The sequence below is a fragment of the Kribbella sp. NPDC050124 genome, assembly GCF_044460355.1.
GTDB lineage: Bacteria > Actinomycetota > Actinomycetes > Propionibacteriales > Kribbellaceae > Kribbella.
The window spans coordinates 172,988-191,195 of record NZ_JBITJU010000014.1 but is presented as its reverse complement, the minus strand read 5'-3'; the positions used below and the strand labels follow the sequence as shown (position 1 = coordinate 191,195).

At 66.9% G+C, this 18,208-nt stretch carries 16 protein-coding genes; 3 read left to right on the top strand and 13 right to left on the bottom strand.

All coding sequences use genetic code 11. The features are described 5' to 3' along the window. Positions 1-124: 124 nt before the first annotated feature. A complete protein-coding gene (locus ACIBL3_RS28990) occupies positions 125-646 on the bottom strand; it encodes a gamma carbonic anhydrase family protein (protein ID WP_396356809.1) in 522 nt (173 codons plus the stop codon). 67 nt (positions 647-713) lie between these two features. On the opposite strand from ACIBL3_RS28990, the gene ACIBL3_RS28985 reads away from it, so the two are divergent. Next, entirely contained in the window at positions 714-1,175 is a 462-nt protein-coding gene (locus ACIBL3_RS28985) for an EVE domain-containing protein (protein ID WP_396356808.1), read from the top strand. Here ACIBL3_RS28985 and ACIBL3_RS28980 read toward each other — a convergent pair. Then, entirely contained in the window at positions 1,129-2,346 is a 1,218-nt protein-coding gene (locus ACIBL3_RS28980; RefSeq protein ID WP_396356807.1) for a pyridoxal phosphate-dependent aminotransferase, read from the bottom strand. The two genes, ACIBL3_RS28985 and ACIBL3_RS28980, sit on opposite strands and share 47 nt — an antisense overlap. Positions 2,347-2,457: 111 nt before the next feature. Here ACIBL3_RS28980 and ACIBL3_RS28975 point away from each other — a divergent pair, with 111 nt between their 5' ends. Beyond that, on the top strand, positions 2,458-3,810 hold the full coding sequence (locus ACIBL3_RS28975; protein ID WP_396356806.1) for an MFS transporter: 1,353 nt from the start codon (positions 2,458-2,460) through the stop codon (positions 3,808-3,810). On the opposite strand, the gene ACIBL3_RS28970 is transcribed toward ACIBL3_RS28975, so the two are convergent. The 11 genes from ACIBL3_RS28970 to ACIBL3_RS28920 all read right to left on the bottom strand — a co-directional run bounded on the left by ACIBL3_RS28970 (position 3,767) and on the right by ACIBL3_RS28920 (position 16,991). Next, complete coding sequence (locus ACIBL3_RS28970; RefSeq protein WP_396356805.1) at positions 3,767-4,780, bottom strand: hypothetical protein; 1,014 nt, start codon at positions 4,778-4,780, stop codon at positions 3,767-3,769. The two genes, ACIBL3_RS28975 and ACIBL3_RS28970, sit on opposite strands and share 44 nt — an antisense overlap. Positions 4,781-4,788: 8 nt before the next feature. Further along, positions 4,789-6,636: a LamG-like jellyroll fold domain-containing protein gene (locus ACIBL3_RS28965; protein ID WP_396356804.1), complete on the bottom strand. Its 1,848-nt coding sequence runs from the start codon at positions 6,634-6,636 to the stop codon at positions 4,789-4,791. Then, positions 6,633-8,228, bottom strand: coding sequence for an ABC transporter substrate-binding protein (locus tag ACIBL3_RS28960; protein WP_396356803.1), 1,596 nt, complete (start codon positions 8,226-8,228; stop codon positions 6,633-6,635). The genes ACIBL3_RS28965 and ACIBL3_RS28960 overlap by 4 nt, the downstream gene beginning before the upstream one ends. Positions 8,229-8,293: 65 nt before the next feature. Beyond that, on the bottom strand, positions 8,294-9,238 hold the full coding sequence (locus ACIBL3_RS28955; protein WP_396356802.1) for a carbohydrate ABC transporter permease: 945 nt from the start codon (positions 9,236-9,238) through the stop codon (positions 8,294-8,296). Position 9,239: 1 nt separating this feature from the next. Beyond that, positions 9,240-10,163 carry an ABC transporter permease gene (locus ACIBL3_RS28950; RefSeq protein ID WP_396356801.1) on the bottom strand — a complete coding sequence of 308 codons (924 nt, stop codon included), beginning with the start codon at positions 10,161-10,163 and terminating at the stop codon, positions 9,240-9,242. After that, positions 10,160-11,179: a LacI family DNA-binding transcriptional regulator gene (locus ACIBL3_RS28945; protein WP_396356800.1), complete on the bottom strand. Its 1,020-nt coding sequence runs from the start codon at positions 11,177-11,179 to the stop codon at positions 10,160-10,162. Before ACIBL3_RS28945 ends, ACIBL3_RS28950 begins: the two co-directional genes overlap by 4 nt. Before the next feature lie 83 nt (positions 11,180-11,262). Continuing rightward, positions 11,263-12,534, bottom strand: a complete 1,272-nt coding sequence (locus tag ACIBL3_RS28940; protein ID WP_396356799.1) for a glycoside hydrolase family 32 protein — start codon at positions 12,532-12,534, stop codon at positions 11,263-11,265. Continuing rightward, on the bottom strand, positions 12,531-13,892 hold the full coding sequence (locus ACIBL3_RS28935) for a glycoside hydrolase family 172 protein (protein ID WP_396356798.1): 1,362 nt from the start codon (positions 13,890-13,892) through the stop codon (positions 12,531-12,533). Before ACIBL3_RS28935 ends, ACIBL3_RS28940 begins: the two co-directional genes overlap by 4 nt. 21 nt (positions 13,893-13,913) lie before the next feature. Further along, on the bottom strand, positions 13,914-14,750 hold the full coding sequence (locus ACIBL3_RS28930; protein ID WP_396356797.1) for a carbohydrate ABC transporter permease: 837 nt from the start codon (positions 14,748-14,750) through the stop codon (positions 13,914-13,916). After that, positions 14,743-15,672 (bottom strand): carbohydrate ABC transporter permease, encoded by a 930-nt coding sequence (locus ACIBL3_RS28925; protein WP_396356796.1) that lies wholly within the window; start codon positions 15,670-15,672, stop codon positions 14,743-14,745. The genes ACIBL3_RS28930 and ACIBL3_RS28925 overlap by 8 nt, the downstream gene beginning before the upstream one ends. Positions 15,673-15,680: 8 nt before the next feature. Further along, positions 15,681-16,991, bottom strand: a complete 1,311-nt coding sequence (locus ACIBL3_RS28920) for an ABC transporter substrate-binding protein (RefSeq protein ID WP_396356795.1) — start codon at positions 16,989-16,991, stop codon at positions 15,681-15,683. Positions 16,992-17,186: 195 nt separating this feature from the next. On the opposite strand from ACIBL3_RS28920, the gene ACIBL3_RS28915 reads away from it, so the two are divergent. Then, positions 17,187-18,194: a LacI family DNA-binding transcriptional regulator gene (locus ACIBL3_RS28915; protein WP_396356794.1), complete on the top strand. Its 1,008-nt coding sequence runs from the start codon at positions 17,187-17,189 to the stop codon at positions 18,192-18,194. Positions 18,195-18,208: the final 14 nt, after the last annotated feature.

The window sequence follows — 18,208 nt, the reverse complement described above, 5'->3', positions numbered from 1 at the left end:
TGGTGCGGCCGACAAGAATTCCGTGCGCCGACCTGGGTACCGGAGGCATGTCGGGTTAAGCAGCCAGCCCGCACAGCGGAACCCCGTGGCGGGAGTCCACCTGAGTCCCGCCCCGGGGTACCGCTCACTCCACCGGCTCGACCGTGGCCGCGTGCCGGCGGGCCAGCTCGTGGTAGACGGCCGCATTGTGGTCGACGAACAACTTCGCAACCCCTTCCAGCGGCACGATCTTCTTCGCCGGGCTGCCCATCGCCACCGACTCCGGCGGGATCACCGCAGCCGGCGTGACCGTCGACCCAGCCGCGATCAGACTGCGTTCGCCGACGACCGCACCGTCCAGCACAATCGCGCCGTTCCCCACCAGCGCCTGCTCGCCGATCACACAGTCGTGCACGAGACACTGGTGCCCGACGGTCGCGTTCCGCCCGATCTCGCACCCGTTGCTGCCGACGTGGATCACGGTGTTGTCCTGGATGTTCGCCCCAGCCCGGATCGTGATCCGACCCAGGTCGGCGCGCACCACCGCGCCGTACCAGATCGACACCCCTTCCTCGACCACCACGTCACCGACCAGCGTCGCCGTCGGCGCGATCCACGCATCCGGGTGCACCACCGGCTGCTTACCTTCAAACGAGAACAAGGGCATAACCGGCACCCTAAGCCACTCGGATATAAGACAGTTCGTGTCAGATATTCGGGCCGAGACTGGCGGCATGAGACCTGAACGAGCCTGGCTTGGTGTCGTGTCCGATGAGCATGCTCAGATCGCCGTACGGCACGGCTTCATCCAGCTGAACCACGGGAAGCGCCCGAACGTCGCCCGGCTGCGCAAAGGCGACGGCTTCGTCATCTACTCCCCGACCGAGCGCCTCGGCGACCGCACACCGCTGCGCGCGTTCACCGCGCTCGGCGTCGTCGCGGACGCCGAGCCCTACCTGGCCGAGCCGATGTCGATGGGCGACCGCGGCACCATCCGCCCGTGGCGACGCCAAATCGACTTCCTGCCAGTCGAGCCGGCGCCGCTGAGCGAGCTGGATCTCGAGCTCACCCGGCAACCCAACTGGGGCTACCAGCTCCGCCGCGGCCTGGTCGAGCTGCCGATCGACGACTTCGAGCAGCTGAAAGCCGTCATGACCGTTGCCGATAGCTCTCGAGGAACGTCGCGATCCGGGTGACCGCGTCCGCGAGCTGGTCCTTGTGCGGCAGCGTCACGATCCGCACGTGATCGGGCTCGGGCCAGTTGAAGCCGGTGCCCTGCACGATCATGATCTTCTCGGCGCGCAGCAGGTCGAGCACGAACTGCCGGTCGTCGCTGATCCCGAACACCTTCGGATCCAGCCGCGGGAACACGTACAGCGCCCCCTTCGGCTTCACGCAGGTCACCCCGGGAATCTGGGTCAACAGCTCGTACGCCGTGTCGCGCTGAGCCAGCAGCCGTCCGCCGGGCAGCACCAGATCCTTGATCGACTGCTTGCCGCCGAGCGCGGTGGCGACCGCGTGCTGTGCCGGCATGTTGGCGCACAGCCGCATGTTCGACAGGATCGTCAGGCCCTCGAGGTAGCTGGCCGCCTGGTGCTTGGGCCCGCTCACCGCCATCCACCCACACCGGTAGCCGGCCACGCGGTAGGCCTTGGACAGTCCGTTGAAGGTCAGCGTCAGTACGTCGGGAGCCAGCGAAGCCACCGGGGTGTGTACGACGTCGTCGTACAGGATCTTGTCGTAGATCTCGTCGGCGTAGACCAGCAGGCCGTGCCGGCGGGCGATGTCGGTGAGCTGGACCAGGAGCTCGCGGTCGTAGACGGCGCCGGTCGGGTTGTTCGGGTTGATGATCACCAGTGCCTTGGTGCGGTCGGTGATCTTCTGCTCGATGTCGGCGGGGTCGGGCATCCAGTCGGACTGCTCGTCGCAGCGGTAGTGCACCGGCGTACCCCCGGCAAGCGCGACCGCCGCGGTCCACAGCGGGTAGTCCGGAGCCGGGATGAGGACCTCGTCGCCGTCCTCGAGCAGCGCCTGCACGGCCATCTGGATCAGCTCTGAGACGCCGTTGCCGATGTACACGTCGTCGATGTCGAGGTGGATCCCCCACGGCTGGTAGTGCTGCACGACTGCCCGGCGGGCGGCCGGCAGGCCCTTCGCATCGCCGTAACCGTGCGCGTCGGCGAGGCTGCGCACGATGTCCTCGAGGATCTCCGGCGGGCACTCGAACCCGAACGGCGCCGGGTTGCCGGTGTTCAGCTTGAGGATCCGGTGCCCGGCCGCCTCCAGCCGCTGAGCCTCCTCCAGCACTGGTCCGCGGATCTCGTAGCAGACGTTCGCGAGCTTGGAGGACTGGATCACCGGCGGCATGGACCGCACCTTAGCCGCGCGCCGGAATTCTTTCCGCCGACTGTGTCAAATCTCGCGCTGTCAGTACGACGTAGTGGTGAGAGCACACCGGATCACGACCTGGGAGTCACCATGAGTGAGCACCACAGCACCTTCAGGCGGCTGCTGGCGAACACCCTGATCGCCAACGTCACGACCACTTTCCTGTCCTTCGCGCTGGCGTTCTGGGTCTACCTGGTGACCGAGTCGGTGCTGGTCGCGTCGATCGTCTCCGGCAGCTCGATGCTGGCCGGCGCGATCTTCGGGACGATCTTCGGCGCCATCGTCGACGCGCACCGCAAGAAGAGCGTCATGGTGCTCTCCAGCTCCATCACCGGCGGCGCGTTCGCCGCAGCCGGCCTGGTCTACCTGGCCGTCCCGGTCACCGACTGGTCGAAGCCCTGGTTCTGGGTCTTCGCCGGGTTCGTGCTGATCGGCAGCCTGGCGGGCGGCCTGCGGAGCATCGCACTGTCCACCACGGTGACGCTGCTGGTCCCCGAGGACCGGCGGGACAAGGCCAACGGCATGGTCGGCACGATCACCGGTGTCTCCCACCTGGTGACCAGCATCCTCAGCGGTCTGTCGGTCGGCTTCCTCGGGATGGGCGGTACGGTCGTGATCGCCGTCGTACTGACCGCCGTCGTACTGGGCCACCTGCTGCTGGCGATCCGGATCGACGAGGCGCCGCCGGCCCGGCACAACCGCAAGCACCTGGACCTGCGTGGCTCGTGGCAGACGATGCGCGCCGTACCGGGTCTGGTTCCGCTGGTCCTGTTCAGCACCTTCAACAACCTGATCCTGGGTGTGTTCATGACGCTGATGGACCCGTACGGCCTGGAACTGTTCTCCGTCGAGGCCTGGGGCATCGTGCTCGGCGTCACCAGCGTCGGCTTCATCGCCGGCGGCGCAATCGTGGCCCGCTTCGGCCTGGGCCGCTCGCCGCTGCGCATCCTGCTGCTGGCGAACGTCGCGATCGCCGTCGTCGGGATGACGATCTCGATCCGCGAGTGGCAGTCGCTGCTGGTGCTGGGGATGTTCGGCTTCATGCTGGTCATCCCGATCGCCGAGGCGGCCGAGCAGACCATCCTGCAGCGCGTCGTCCCGTTCGAGACCCAGGGCCGCATCTTCGGCTTCGCCCAGAGCATCGAGACCGCCTCCACCCCCGTCGCCGCCTTCGTCATCGGCCCGGTAGCCCAGTTCCTCCTGGTCCCCTACATGAACTCCACCCCCGGCCACACCACCTTCGGCTGGCTCCTAGGCCCCGGCCAAGCCCGCGGCCTAGCCCTAACCTTCGTCACCGGCAGCGCCATCATGCTGGTCGTCGTCCTCGCGGCCTTCCTCACCAAGACCTACCGCACCCTCACCACCGAGTACGCCACCGCCGCCACCCCCACCGCCGACGTCACCCCGTTCCCCACCCCTGAGCCCGAACTGGCAGCCGCCTGACCGCTTCGGCAACCGGAACGGTGAGAGCCGGATGGCCGTCCGGCCCGATCAGCACCGGGATCGGGTCGCTGAGGACGCCGATGAAGTGGCCGTCGGCGTCGTGCTGGAGGAAGCCGAGGAAGGCCCAGTTGTTGGCAATCGGATCGCGCACGAGCTTCCCGGCGTACAGCGACCCGATCTCGTCGGCGGCGAACAGCTCGTCCGACACCGGTTTGAACGGTCCGGTGGCCGTGTCACCGACGTACAGGTGGGTGCCGGTCGTTCGGCCGACCCGGGCGATCCGCTCGGCGCTGTTCGCGAAGTCGTACGCGCAGAAGACCAGGTAGTAGCGATCCTCGATCGCGACCACCTGGGGAACCTCCAGGTGGCCGAAGTCGCCCGGCTCGGTGACCGGGCCGACAACGGTCCAGGTCCGCAGGTCCGGGGAACGCAACAGGGCCACGACACCCCGGCCGTCGGCCGGTCCTTCCGGCACTCGGGCGGTGGCGAGCATCGCGTAGCCGCCTTCGTCAGAGTCTGCCAAGACGCAGGGATCACGCCACGCGAGGTCCGGCCAGACGCTGATGTCGAGTTGCTCGAAGTGTTCCGGATCGGCCTCGAGCACGAAGCCGGCGTCCTTGGTCCAGGTGGTCAGATCGGTGCTGAACGCCCGGCCGATCCGTTGCCGCAGACCGTCGTCACCGTGACAGATGCCGGTGTAGAACATCCACCAGCCGTCGTCGACCCGGATCACCGATCCGGTCCAGGTGGCCAGATCGTCCCAGGCGCCGGGCGCGCCGGGAGCGATCGCGTCCGGCAGCACAGTCCAGGTCCGCAGGTCCTGCGACACCGCGTGCCCGATCCGGGCGTTGCGATGCCGGAGGTCGGAATCGCCGAGTGACCTCGGGGCCTTGAGGAAGAAGAGATGGATGTCCGGCCCGTCAAAGGCGAACCAGAAGTCCCAGGTCCATTGATCATCGAGCACAAGCACGGTGAGTCCTAATCTGTCGAGAGTCGCCACACGCGGTACGACGTGAGGTGAGGTCCGGTGACGGGTTCCAGCACCGGCGGACCGGCGGACACGTCGATCCGGGTGGTCAGACTGTGCGACTCGTTCAGGTAGGCCTCGACCATCGAGTGGTCCACGAACACCCGCAGCCGGCACGGCCCGTCGACCACAAGCGGACCCGACGCGTCCTCGTCGGGACTCCAGACGTCGTACGACGCCGCCCCTGGTCTTGTCACCCCCAACGTGTGCCCGTCGACCCGGATCTCGGCCAGCAACGTGCCCTCAGGGTCCACCACTCTGACCCGCAGGTCTCCCGGCAGGACGGCATCCAGCTCGAGCTCGAGCGCCGTACCGCTGACCGGCTGTGGCGACTCGGCAACGAGCTCTTTCCGAAGCAGCTCGAGTTCACGCACCGGCCGGATCGCCAGCTCACCGTCCGCGGCGAGCGACAGCTCCAGCGGAAGCCCCGCATTGTGCGCCCACCCGCCAAGCCGTTGTACGTCGGGCGCCCTGCCATCCTGCGCGATCGACCAGAGGATCGTCCGACCGTCCGCGAGCACGTTGCCGCTCGGCCCGGTGAAGTGCCGCCCGTAGTCGAAGCGCCGCGGCTCGTCGTGGTCGGGGGTGAAGACGCCGGCGTCCCAACGCCCGACCCAGTAGACGACCTCGACCACCCGCCCGGCCGGCACTTCGTGCCACCACGGGCACACCAGCAAGACATGCCGCTGCTCGCCGGCGTCGTCCTTGATCGGCAGCAACACCGGCAGTTCCCACATCTCGCCGTACTCGGAATCGCCGATCAACAGCAGATCCACCGGATCGCCCCAGATGACGCCGTCGACCGACCGGTACAGCACGGCTGTCCCGCCCCGACCGTTCACGCCGGCGCCGACCAGCATGAACCAGCCGGCCTCCTCCCGCCACACGAACGGATCGCGAAACTGTCCCGGCAAGAGCTCGTGGCCGCCGACGTGGTCCGGCATCTCGAGCAGCACCTTCTCGTCAGCAACCCACGAGCCGTCCACCGGACGCGCGACCGCCACCGCCTGATCCGGCGACCGGCTGAAGTCCCCGGCGGTGAAGAACAGCAGCGGATCGCCGTTGTCGTCGAGAACGCTGCTCCCACTCCAGATACCACTCGGCGCCACGTCCACCTGGTCCGGCCGCAACGCCGGTGGCAGATGCGTCCAGTGCACCAGGTCAGTGCTGGTGGCATGCCCCCACTCGATCCCGCCCCAGAACGGTCCCCGTCTGTTCGCCTGGTAGAAGACGTGGTGGACGTCACCGACCTGGATCGCGCTGTGCGGCTCATTCATCCAGTGCGCCGGCGGCATGAAGTGGTACTCGGGCCGGTTCGGATCCGGTCGCCGGTACGACGTCAGGACCTCGACCACATCGAGATCCGCCAGGCCAGGCGCGCCCGCCGGAATTTCGGCAACCGTCAGCACCCGAACATCGCGGATCGGTCCGCAGGCCGGGTCGTCGTACCCGCCCGAACGCCGGCCGACGATCCAGCCGAGGTCGGGAACGGCAGGAAACCCTGCCTGCCAAGAGATCGACGTGGCATCGCGGCCGTCGACGTAGAGCCGGAGCCCGGATTCGTCGGCCACTGCGGTCAGGCGCACCCAACGGCCGAGGACCAGTGGTTGCGCGGCGAACAAGGCGATCCGCGTGCCCGCCGTCGCGACCTCGACGCCTGGACGTCCGTGCTGGTCGTAGCCGAGGGTCAGTTGCTCGTCCGGGTCGTCACCCCAGCTGACCAGGCCGGAAGACCGGCCGGTCAGTGAGGTGAGCGACAGCGGAGCGAAGACCGCTTCGACGTACGTCGGTCGGGTCACTTCGTCCCCCGGTAGCGGTCGTACGCCTTCTGGTAGAGGTCGACGTACTCGTCGAGCCCGGCGCTCTTCAACTGCTGCACATAGCCGTCCCAGTCCTTCTCGACGCCACCACGCACGATCCAGCCCGCCCGGCGCTCGTCCACCAGCGCCTTCAGCTCGGTGTCGATCTCACCGATCCGCTGCAGCTCCTCCTGGGTGAAGAACACCAGTGGATAGGACTGCTTCTCGGCGTACGGAAGGTAGCTGCGCTCGAGGTCCTGCTGCCGCTGGGCCGCCCGCGGCTCCGGGGCGACGACCTTCTGGAAGTCCTCCTTGAGAATCACCCGCGGGCCGCCCGGCGCGATCCGCTGCTTGCGCTCCCCGGCACTCTCGCCGGCCTTGTCCGGCAGGCTGACCAGCACCCCGGCCGAGTTCTTCTGCAGCCCCTCGCCGATCGGACCCCACGCGACCTGCGCCGACATGAGCGGGTCGTAGAGCCGATCGACCCAGCGCATGGTGGCTTCGGGGTGCTTGTTCACGCGCGTGATCGCGAACGCATCCCGGGCGTAGTCACCACCGTTGGCCCGCCCGACCAGACGTCCGGACGGTCCTTCCAACGGGCCCATCAACGTGTAGTCGCGGGTCCGGGCAGCGCCGACGACCTCTTCGGTCTCCCACCAGACGAACGAGCCGAGCACCGGGTCCTTGCTCTTGCCCTTGGCAAGGTACTGCGTGTCGGTCTGGGTGAACGCCTCCGGATCGATCAGCCCCTCGGTGTACCACTGGTGCAACTTCGCGATCGCATCCCGGTACTGCGGTTGCGACGCCGTGTGGATCACCTTGTCCTCGCGCACGATCCGGTGATCAGGGTTGTCCGGCATCCCGCTGAGCGCGGCGAACAGGTCACCGACATCTGCGCACCACCAGCCGCCGATGAAGCTGAGCGGAATCTCGTCGGCCTTGCCGTTGCCGTTCGGGTCCTTGGTCTTGAAGGCCTGCAAAACCTGGTGGTACTCGTCGATCGTGGTCGGCATCGCCAGCCCGAGCTTGGCCAGCCAGCTCTTGTTGACCGACCAGAAGAACGGCACCGCGCCGATGCCGAGCTCCTCCGACGCCGGCAGCGTGTAGATGTGCCCGTCCGAGGCCGTCACCGCGGCCTTGATCTCCGGGCGCTTCTCGAAGATCTTCTTCAGGTTCGGCGCGTACTTGCCGATCAGGTTCTCCAACGGGATCAGCGTCCCGTTCGCGCCGTACGTCGCGATGTCGGCATCGGTGAAACCCGTGTTGTAGAAGGCGTCCGGCAGGTCACCGCTGGCGAGCAGCAGGTTCTTCTTCTCCTTGTAGACCGCGTCCGGCAGGTTCTGCCACTGGATCGTCAGGTTGGTGTCGCGCTGCCACTGTTTCACCAGCGTCATGCTGTTGTAGTCCGGTGCCAGCGGCGCCTTCACGCCGGAGAACTTCAGCGTGAGCGGCTGATCGACGATCGGCAGCCCGTCGCTCCGGAACCCGGCAGTCTCGGCCGCAGTGTCGTCGGACTCACCCGAGCCACCGCTACAGGCGGACAGCAGGCCGACCGACACCAGCAGCGCAGTGGCCGCCATTCGCTTCTTCATTGCCCAGCCTCCAAAGTTATACGTATCAGCAGATCAATTCGGCGGACCGGTCCACACAAGGTCGGTCAGCCCTTCAGGGCGCCCTCGACGCCGCCGCGGCTCAAGTACCGCTGGGCGAAGGGAGACACCAGGAGCAGCGGCACCGTGGAGACGACGATCATGCCGTACTTGACCAGTTCGCCGAGCCGTTGTTGTTCGGCGTACGACGAGAGGTCGCTGCTCAGATTGCCGGTGGCGGACACCTCCGACTGCACGAGGATGTTGCGCAGCACCAGCTGGAGTGGGAACTTCGACTCGTCGGTGAGGAAGATGAGCGCGTCGAAGAACGCGTTCCAGTTCCACACCAGATGGATCAGGGTCATCACCGCGATCAGCGGTTTGGCCAGCGGCAGCACGACCCGCAGGAAGAACCGCAGCTCGCTCGCACCGTCCAGCTGGGCGGCCTCGCGGACCTCTCCCGGGATCGCGGAAGCGAAGTAGGTGCGCGCGATCAGCAGGTTCCAGACCGCGACGGCGTTCGGCAGGATCATCGCCCAGACGGTGTTGAGCATGCCCAGTTCCTTGACCACCAGGTACCGCGGGATCATGCCGCCGTCGAAGAACAGCGTGACCAGGAACAGTGCCGTGATGGTGTTCCGCCACGGCAGGTCCTTGCGCGACAACGCATAGCCCGCGGACAGGATCAGAGCGAGACTCAGCATCGTCGCCAGCGAGGTGTAGACCAGCGAGTTCAGGACGCCGTGCCAGACCCGAGGGTCGGCCAGTAGACGACGGTAGCCGTCGACGGTGAAACCCTCCGGCAGCACCCAGACACGCCCGTTGTTCACGGCGTCCGGCTCGCTCACCGACGCGATCACGATGAAGTAGAGCGGGTAGACGATCGCCAGCACGGCGCCGCCGAGCAACGCCGCGACCACGACCGTGTAGATGCGATCGCCGCGATCACGGCCGGTGGCCTTCCGCCGCCGGATCCGGTCCGCGCCGGCCAGACTGAGCGTCGTACCGGTCATCTCACACTCCCCAGTTCCGGCGGGCTCGCCGTACCACCACATGGAAGGTCACCAGCAGGGCGAGGTTGACGACCGAGTTGAACAGCCCGATCGCGGCGCTGTAGCTGAACTGCGCCTGTTGCAGACCCGCCTGGTACACGTAGGTCTGGATCACCTGGGAGGTCTCCCGGTTCAGCGGAGTCTGCATCAGCAGCGCCTTCTCGAAGCTGACGTTCATCAGGTTGCCGACGGCAAGCATGAACAAGACGACGATGGTCGGCAGGATGCCGGGGACGTCGATGTGCCGGATCCGCTGCCAGGTGTTCGCGCCGTCGACCCGGGCGGCGTCGTGCAGCGCCGGGTCGATCCCGGCCAGCGCGGCCAGATAGATCACCATCTGGAAGCCCGACTCCTGCCACACCGTCGAGCCGACGAAGATCGGCCGGAACCACTCCGGCGATCCCATGAACAGCACCTGATCGCCACCGAACACGGCGATCGCCTGGTTGACCAGGCCTGAGCGCGGCGACAGCAGCACGTACAGCATGCCCACGACGACAACCGTCGAGATGAAGGTCGGCGAATACAGCACGGCCCGGACGAACGACTGCAGCCGGCCGTCGCGCAGGTTGTTGACCATCAGCGCGAGCAGGATCGGCACCGGGAAGGCGACGAGCAGGTTGACGACCGCGAGCGTCAACGTGTTCTCGAGCACCCGCTCGAACTGCGGCGAGGCGAAGAACCGCTCGAAGTGCTGCCAGCCGGCGAACGGGCTGCCGCTGAACCCGTCGACGGGGTTGAAGTTGCGGAACGCGATCTGGACGCCGTACATCGGCCAGAACTTGAAGACGACCAGGTAGATCAGCGCCGGGAGCACCAGCAGGTACAACTGCCACAACCTGCCCATCCGGCGCACCAGACCCGGCGCGGTCACTGGGGTTGTCATCGCCGTACCACCGATGAGCGCTCGACCAGCGGGCACTCCACCGCGTCGACGGCCGGCGTCACGTCTCCCGACAGCAGCCGCCCGACCCCGATCCGGCCCATCTCCGCGAACGGCAACGCCATCGTGGTCAGCCCGGGCCGCAGGTGCGACGCGATCAGCGTCTGGTTGTCGAACCCGATGATCGAGACATCGTCCGGGATCCGCAGCCCGAGGTCGGCCGCGGCCTGGTAGGCGCCCCAGGCGGTCCGGTCGTTGCCGCAGAAGATGGCCGTCGGCGGGCGCTTGCGGTCCAGCAACCGGGCCGCATGCTTGTACGCCGACTCCGCGTCACCGTCACCATGTTTGATCAAGGTCTTGTCGACGCTCAGCCCCGCGTCCGTCAGCACGTCAACGAAGCCCCGCTCCCGGTCGACCGCGGCCGGTAAACGGGAGGCGAGCGTGTTGATGTTGATGAACGCGACCCGCTCATGACCGTGGTCCACCAGGTACTGGGTTGCTGCGCGGCCACCGCCGTACTCGTCCGGCACCACCGACGGCAGCGACCCGTCCTCGGTCTCGGCGTTGAGCACCACGGTCGGCACCTCCCGCAGCGCCGCCGGCACCTTGAGCCGCCGGTGGTACATCGCCGCGTACACGATCCCGTCGACCTGCCGCGACAGCAACGAGTCGATCGCCCGCTCCTCGAGCACACGATCCCCACCCGTGTTGACGATCAGCATCAAGTGCCCGTCCACCCAGGCCCGGTCCTGCGCTCCCTCGATGATCTCCCCGGCGAACGGCGTACTCGCGACAATGTCGCCTACGAACCCGATCAGCCGCGACGTCCCCTCGCGCAACGACTTGGCCGCCGAGTTCACCCGGTACCCGAGCTCGGCCACCGCATCCATCACCCGAGCCCGAGTCTCCCCCGACACCCGAGACCCCTCGACATCGTTCAGCACCATGCTGACCGTGGCCTGACTGACACCGGCCACCCGGGCAACGTCATGCATGGTCGGCCCAGCCCGTCGCGCCATCGGAACACCTTCCGCTGAACGAAGTTATACGTATCACTGACCTGACGAAGAAGCTACGAGCACCGAGTGTGCCCGTCAAGACGTCAATCGCCGGAACTTTCCAACGGATATGCCGTCGCCGTGCCCGAGCCGGTGACATCAAGGGCAACACCGCCCACCTGCGACAGCGGCAACGCCATGGTTCCCGTCGCACTGAAAAGCTCGGCGATCGGACCGTCCACGACCAGACGGATCTCGTTGCCGCCGACAGGCATGGACCAGTTGCCGTCTCGCGTGATCGCGTCCAGCACACCGTCCTGGGTGCGCAGGCTCAGGACAATGTTGCCATCGGCATCGGCCAGGGTCAGGCCGGCGCTCCCGGTGGATGCGTCGAGGGACCACTCGATGTCCGCGACCGACGGCAGGTTCACCGACTCCTCGCCGGATTTCACAACTGTCCCTGCTGACCGCAGGGCGGTGACGTTCGGATGGGGTTCGGCAACCATGGTGTCGTCGTGCAGGGACAACAGGTGCGGAATGCTGTTGGCACCGGCCCATCCTTGCCTGTGGTCGTCGACACCGCGCAACCAGTAGATCATCCCACGGCGACCGTGGGCGTCGGTGAACGTCGAGCCGGCGTAGTACGACGGTCCATAGGACAGCCGTGCCCAGTGCTCGGCAACGAAGCGTCCGTCCCGGTAGGTCCCCACGGCATAGGCCTGGTAGTGCGGGACGAACGGCTCCCAGACCGAGACGGTCAGGACCCAGCTGTCACCGAGCGGGAACAGCTGTGGACATTCCCAGACGGCGCCGGTCCACAGAGGCTGGTCTTCGGACGAGTGCCGGCTGGCGAGGTCCCCGTCGTACGCCCATTGCTGCAGGTCGTCAGAGGTGTAGATCAGGGCGGTCGCCGTCCCATCCGCCAAACCGCCGCCCATCAGCATCCGCCACCGATCGCCGTCGTGGAAGACGAACGGGTCGCGGTACGCGATCGCCTCGATCCCCTCAGGCAGTACGGCGACCACCTCTGCCTTGGCCCACGTCGTCCAGTCGTCACTGGTGGGCCGGGCGATCCTGACGCGGCCGATCCGGACATCGTCGCTGTCGACGGTCGTGTAGAACAGCGTCGGCGGATCGGCGACCACACTGCCCGACCAGCAGCCGTCGTCACCCTCACCGGGAGCCAAGACTGCCGGGCCCTGGGTCCAGTGCAGCAGATCCTTGCTTGTGGCGTGTCCCCAACGACACTTGGGACCCCATTCGGTCTGGCCGGGGACGTGCTGGAAGAACAGGTGGTACTGCCCGTTGTGAAACGTGAGACCGAGCGGGTCGTTGATCCAGCCCTCCAGCGCGGTCAGGTGTAGTCGCGGCCTCACGAGGCACCGCCCGATGACAGGTAGCGGGCTCGGATCTCCCGCGCTTGGACGGCGTTCCCGGACTCCCAGGCGTCGATCTCCGCAGCACGTTCCGCACGCACCCGATCGCGCAACTCGACAAACCGTCGCATTCGGTCCGCCGCCTCGTCCCGCGCCGCCTGCTGTGCGGGAATCAGCGGCGGCAGGCTGGTCCTGACCACGCTGTCCTTGGGACGCAACGGGAGCCGCTCCTCGACCGGCGGAATCGTCAGCGGCGCTGTCGGGAGCGTCTGGTACCAGTACGCCGTGGAGGACCAGTCGTCCGCCAAGTGGTTCGCATGTCCGTGCTCGAAGGTCACCTTGACCCTCCGGCGGAACCGGATCGGGTCGACGAGGTGGAACCGGTAGCTGTGGTGGAAGCCGGGTACCTCCTCCTCGTGAACGATGGTGCCGTTCATCAGATAGGCGTTTCGCTGCATCCCCCAGGCATGCCCGAAGTAGTCCTCCATTCCGGTGCCGTGCAGACTCGGCGGCCAGGTGTCGTCGTCGATGAAGATCATGTCGTCGCCCTCGCCCCACCACGATCCCTGGAAGTGGCGGACCGCGAGGTTGCAGCCGACATAGTGCCCGTTGCCTTCGGCCTCGAGCGCGACGTAGTTGTCCACTCCGTCGAGATTGGGGATCGCCACCTCGATGCTGTTGGTCTGCAGATCCGGTCCCCAGCCGTTGGTCGGCCTGGCCTGCCGGTAGTGGGCGTGAAAGTACGCGACGTCCGCGGCGAGCGGCTCGGAGTAGAGCTCGTAGTCGATGTAGAAGTACTGCAGGTAGGGGATGTCGTTCTGGTTCTCGACCACGACCCTGGCCCGGTGGCCGAACGGCATCTGGAAGTAGCTGTTGAAGGCGGCGCTCCCACCGAAGGTGTGTTCCTCCGGCTCTTTGGCCGAGACCGACAGTGGCAGCGACTCGTACGAGCCGGACAACGAGTTGAGCAACCCGAAGAAGTCCCCCAGCGGCGCGATCACCGAAGGTGTGTCCTGATCGTCCCAGTAGATCTTCAGCACGATCTTGCGGTAGTAGTCCGGATCCACCACCTCCCAGCTGACTCCGAGCGCGTTGTGGATCTCGAGCATCGGTACACCGACCACATCGGCCGGGATCTGGCCCGGACCGGGATGCCGCCGGCACGACTGCGTCATCCAGATGTGGGTGATGCAGCCGGGGCCCTCGAGGTCGGCCAGCACCCGCTCCTCCCCGGGCATGACGAGCCAGTTGTCGCGGTTACGGCCGGTCTGGTCCCAGCTCGAGGCACGGGCGGTACGGCCGTCGCGAGTACGGGTGAGGTCGGCAAGCAGGCCCATCCTGGGTCCGCTGGTGGTCATAGGAATCCTTTCGGGGTTTGGTCAGCCCTTGACGCCGGACTGGGTGAGACTGTCGATCAGCCATCGCTGGGCGAACAGGAACACCAGCAGGGCGGGTGCGATCGCGATGGTGGTGGCAGCCATCACGGCAGCCAGGTTGCCCGCGCCGTACGGACCGAGCATGAGCACCAGGCCGAGCGGCAGCGTCGCGGTCTCCACGGTGTTGAGGAAGATCGACGGCGCGAAGTACGAGTTCCAGCTGGCCAGGAACGTGATCACGCCGAGCGTGCTGACACCGTTTCGGGCCAACGGCAGCGCGACGAGACGGTACGCCTGGAACGGAGTGGCGCCGTCGAGTTTGGCGGCCTCCAGCATCTCCTCGGGCAGGCCCAGGAAGAACTGCCGCATCAGAAAGACTCCCAGCGCCCCGGTAAGCCCCGGCAGGATCAGGCTGAGCGGATTGTTGATCAGCCCGAAGCTCCGCATGATCAGGAACAACGGGATGATCGTCACCTGGATCGGCACCATCAGCGACGCCAGCAGAGACACGAACAGCAGGTTGCGACCGGGGAACCGCAGCCGGGCGAAGGCGTAGCCGGCGATCGGCGCGGTGAGGATCATGCCCAAGCTCACGGCGATCGCAATCACCGCACTGTTCACCATGTTCCCCAGGATCGGTACCGGCCCGGTGACCGCGTCGCCGTAGTTCCCGATCCGGAACTGTGTGGGCAGCCAGTGCGGTGGGAGGTCGTACGCGCTTGTCGGCGCGCGCAGCGAGGTGCTGAACATCCACAGGAACGGCGCCACCATGCCCAGAGCACCGAGGACGAGCACGGCCAGCGAGACGATCTGACCGGCACTGACACGGCGGCTACTCATACTGCACCCACGATCTGCGCAACCTGAACTGAAGCAGCGTGACCAGCAGGACGACGGCGAACAACGTCATCGCGATCGCACAGGCGTATCCCAGTTGGAAGTCGTTGAAGGCCTTCTCGGCGATGTACATCACCACGCTGCGGCTTGCGTCGCCCGGGCCGCCGCGGGTGAGCACGATGATCGACTCGTAGATCTGGAAGGCGCCGATCACGGTGGTGGTGATGTTGAAGAACGTCGCCTGGCTGATGAGCGGCACGGTGATCCGCCGAAACACTGCCCACGGCCCGGCGCCGTCGATACTGGCTGCCTCGTAGTAGTCCTTCGGCACCTCGTGCAGGGCTGCGACGTAGATCAGCATCGCGAACCCGACGTTGCGCCAGGTGTCCACCACGATCACGGTCACCTTCGACCAGCCGCCGCTGTTCAGCCAGTCGATCCGCGGACCGCCGAGCTCGGTCAGGTAGTAGTTGACGATCCCGGTGTCCTTCTGGAACATCGCCTGCCAGATGACGGACACATAGACCAGGGCCACCAGCGACGGGAAGAAGTACGCCGATCGGAAGGCGGTCGTCAGGCCCTTCGGCAACCGCCGGTTGATCAGTACGGCGAGACCGAGCGCGAGCCCGTTGATCAGTACGACGGCTGCGACGACGTAGACCACGGTGTTGCCGTAGACAACAGCCAGCCGCGGATCCTCGAACAGCCGGCGATAGTTGTCCAGGCCGACGAACCGCGGCGGCGTCAGGACGTCGTACCGAGTCAGGCTCAGCGCAGCCGCGGCGACCAGCGGACCGAGCACGAACAGCAGAAAGCCCAGCACCGAGGGAGCGATGAACAGGTAGCCGGTGACGGCTTCCCGCCGGCGCGAAGTGCCGTCGGTCCGGGCGGGCGTTCCCTCCGCCCGGACCGACGGTCGATGCATCGTCAGCGTCACTGGTTCCCCAGGGCGGTCTTGACCTCGTCGTTCGCCTTGGCAAGCTCCGTCTTGGGATCAGCACCGGCCATGATCGAGTCCATCGCCCGCATCAGGGCCGGTTCCAAGGTGTTGTAGACAACGGGCGCGGCGACCGGCTTGGCGTACTCGATCGCGCCGTAGTACAGCGAGGAGTGCGCGGGCTTGGCAGTGAAGGCGGGTAACGCCGCGGCCTTCTTCGTCGCCGGCGTGGCCGACCCGATGGTCGCCCACTTCTGCTGCGTAGTGGCGTTCGTCAGTTCCTTGATGAACTCCCAGGCCAGATCAGGGTTCTTCGACCCCGGGTAGAGCCCGAACCCAGCGCCGCCGTACACGGTCGCCTTGGTCTTGTTGCGCGGCCACGGCAGGACATCGTAGTCGCTGAAACCGGCCTGCTCGAACATCGGGACGGTCCAGTGACCGGCCCCTGTCATCGCCACCTTGCCGGCCGGGAAGAGCTGGTACGGATCTGCACCCTTCGGCTGCGGTGCGACCCCCTCCTTCGTCACCAGGTCCCGGACCCAGCTCGCGCTCTCCACCATCGCCGGATCGTCCAGCGTCGCCTCACTGAGATCAGCGCTCATCTCCGAGGCACCGTTGGAGTAGAACCACGGCGTCAGTCCGAAGTTGAAGTACGGCAGGGCGAAACCGTAGACCTTGCTGCCGCCGCTGCCTTTGGTCAGCTTGCGGGCGACGGCCAAGAAGTCGTCCCAGGTCCAGTCGTCGCTGGGCCGGGCAATACCCGCCTCCTTGAACATCTTCGTGTTGTAGTAGATCAGCATCGTGTTCCAGGTGCTCGGCACCAGGTAGGTCTGGCCGTCCTTCTGGAAGCCTGCGACCAGTCGCTGGTCGACGTCGGCCATCAGGTCCTTGGCCGCCGCATCGCGCTTCAGATAGCCGTCGAGCGAGGCGAACAGCCGCTTCGACAGGCCCAGTTGCACACCTTCGAGGCCCATGTTGACCACGTCCGGTGCGTCGCCTGCCGCCACCTGGGTGGTCAGCTTGTTCACGTACTCCGACCAGGTGGTGATCGGGGTGAAGTTGTTGCGGATCGTGACGTTCGGGTACTTCGCCTTGAAGCGGTCGGCCACCTCGTCGTACACCGCCTTGTCGACCGGGTCGCCCCAGTTCGAGATGGTCAGCGTCGCGGTGGTGTCCTTGGCCGGAGCAGCGTAGGGGCCGTCGCCTCGGCCTGGCGTGGCGCCGCTGCCGGCGCCGCCGCAGCCGGCGGCGACCGCCAGGCTGAGCGCCAGCGCCCCGGACACGGCACGTCGGGTGAATCGGGTCATGACAGAACACCTCGGTTGTGAAGTCGGGCAGGCGGACCGTCGCCGCCTTGGCGTTTGGCGCGCAAACGTTTCGATAAGGACGGTGCCGCGCTGATCCCACTCATGTCAAGGGCTCGTCGTCGTTGACGCTCTGGATGCGAACTGCCACAATCGAGTCAGCTAGCGAATCGTTTCGATGAGGAAGAGGCACCGGCTGTGGCGACCATCGTCGACGTCGCGCGACTTGCGGGCGTGTCCACCTCGACCGTCTCGCATGTCGTCAACGCCACTCGCCCGGTCAGCGCCGCGACCCGGCGCAAGGTGATGGCCGCGATCGAGAAGACCGGATACCAGCAGGACAGTGTTGCCCGCGCCCTCCGGCGGGCCCGGACCGACTCGATCGGCCTGGTGGTCTCGGACGTCGCGCAGCCCGTGTTCGCCGAGATGGTCCGCGGGGTCGCGCACGAGGCGACCGCGGCCGGCCTGACCCTGCTGCTGGCCAACTCCAACGAGGACGCGGAGGTCGAGCGCCGTTCGTTGCAGGTCCTGACCGCCCGCAAGGTCGACGGCCTGATCGTTGCGCCGACCGGTGGCTCCGACCGTTCCGCCCTGGACGCCCTCGCCGCCGGTGGTACGCCGGTGGTCGTCATGGACCGGCTCGGCCGGGCCGGCACCGACCAGGTCGGCGTGGAGAACGCCGGGCCGATGCATGACCTGGTCGCACATCTGGTCGGCCACGGCCACCGGCGGATCGCGCTGGCGGCCGGCGATCTGACCGTTGCCACCATCGCCGAGCGGCGCCAGGGTTACCTCGCCGCACTCGAAGAGGCCCGCATCGGAGTCGACGAACGCTACATCCTCACCGGATCTGGCTTGTCCGAGGACACCCGCACCCTGGCCCGGGCCCTCTTCGAGGAACGAACTCCACCGACGGCGTTCGTCGCTGCCAGCACCGAGAGCGCCGTCGGCGTTCTGGAGGCGGCGCAGGACCGCGGCCTGGAACCGCCACGCGACTTCGCCTTCGCCACCTTCGACGGTTTTCCGCATGCCGACCTGTTCCGGCCCCGCATCACCAGCGTCACCCAACCGGCCTTCGACATCGGCGCCACCACCATGCAACTCCTCCTCGACCGCCTGTCCGGCCGCGGCACCGCCCACCCCAAAACCATCCGCTTGCCCGCCCAGATCACCTACCGAGAATCCTGCGGCTGCCCCACGTCCTGACTGGTGCTGTCCCC

Coding starts and splice junctions, on each gene's coding strand:
- ACIBL3_RS28990 (WP_396356809.1), bottom strand. CDS start 646: ATGCCCTTGTTCTCGTTTGAAGGTAAGCAGCCGGTGGTGCACCCGGAT.
- ACIBL3_RS28985 (WP_396356808.1), top strand. CDS start 714: ATGAGACCTGAACGAGCCTGGCTTGGTGTCGTGTCCGATGAGCATGCT.
- ACIBL3_RS28980 (WP_396356807.1), bottom strand. CDS start 2,346: ATGCCGCCGGTGATCCAGTCCTCCAAGCTCGCGAACGTCTGCTACGAG.
- ACIBL3_RS28975 (WP_396356806.1), top strand. CDS start 2,458: ATGAGTGAGCACCACAGCACCTTCAGGCGGCTGCTGGCGAACACCCTG.
- ACIBL3_RS28960 (WP_396356803.1), bottom strand. CDS start 8,228: ATGAAGAAGCGAATGGCGGCCACTGCGCTGCTGGTGTCGGTCGGCCTG.
- ACIBL3_RS28955 (WP_396356802.1), bottom strand. CDS start 9,238: ATGACCGGTACGACGCTCAGTCTGGCCGGCGCGGACCGGATCCGGCGG.
- ACIBL3_RS28950 (WP_396356801.1), bottom strand. CDS start 10,163: ATGACAACCCCAGTGACCGCGCCGGGTCTGGTGCGCCGGATGGGCAGG.
- ACIBL3_RS28945 (WP_396356800.1), bottom strand. CDS start 11,179: ATGGCGCGACGGGCTGGGCCGACCATGCATGACGTTGCCCGGGTGGCC.
- ACIBL3_RS28935 (WP_396356798.1), bottom strand. CDS start 13,892: ATGACCACCAGCGGACCCAGGATGGGCCTGCTTGCCGACCTCACCCGT.
- ACIBL3_RS28930 (WP_396356797.1), bottom strand. CDS start 14,750: ATGAGTAGCCGCCGTGTCAGTGCCGGTCAGATCGTCTCGCTGGCCGTG.
- ACIBL3_RS28925 (WP_396356796.1), bottom strand. CDS start 15,672: ATGCATCGACCGTCGGTCCGGGCGGAGGGAACGCCCGCCCGGACCGAC.
- ACIBL3_RS28920 (WP_396356795.1), bottom strand. CDS start 16,991: ATGACCCGATTCACCCGACGTGCCGTGTCCGGGGCGCTGGCGCTCAGC.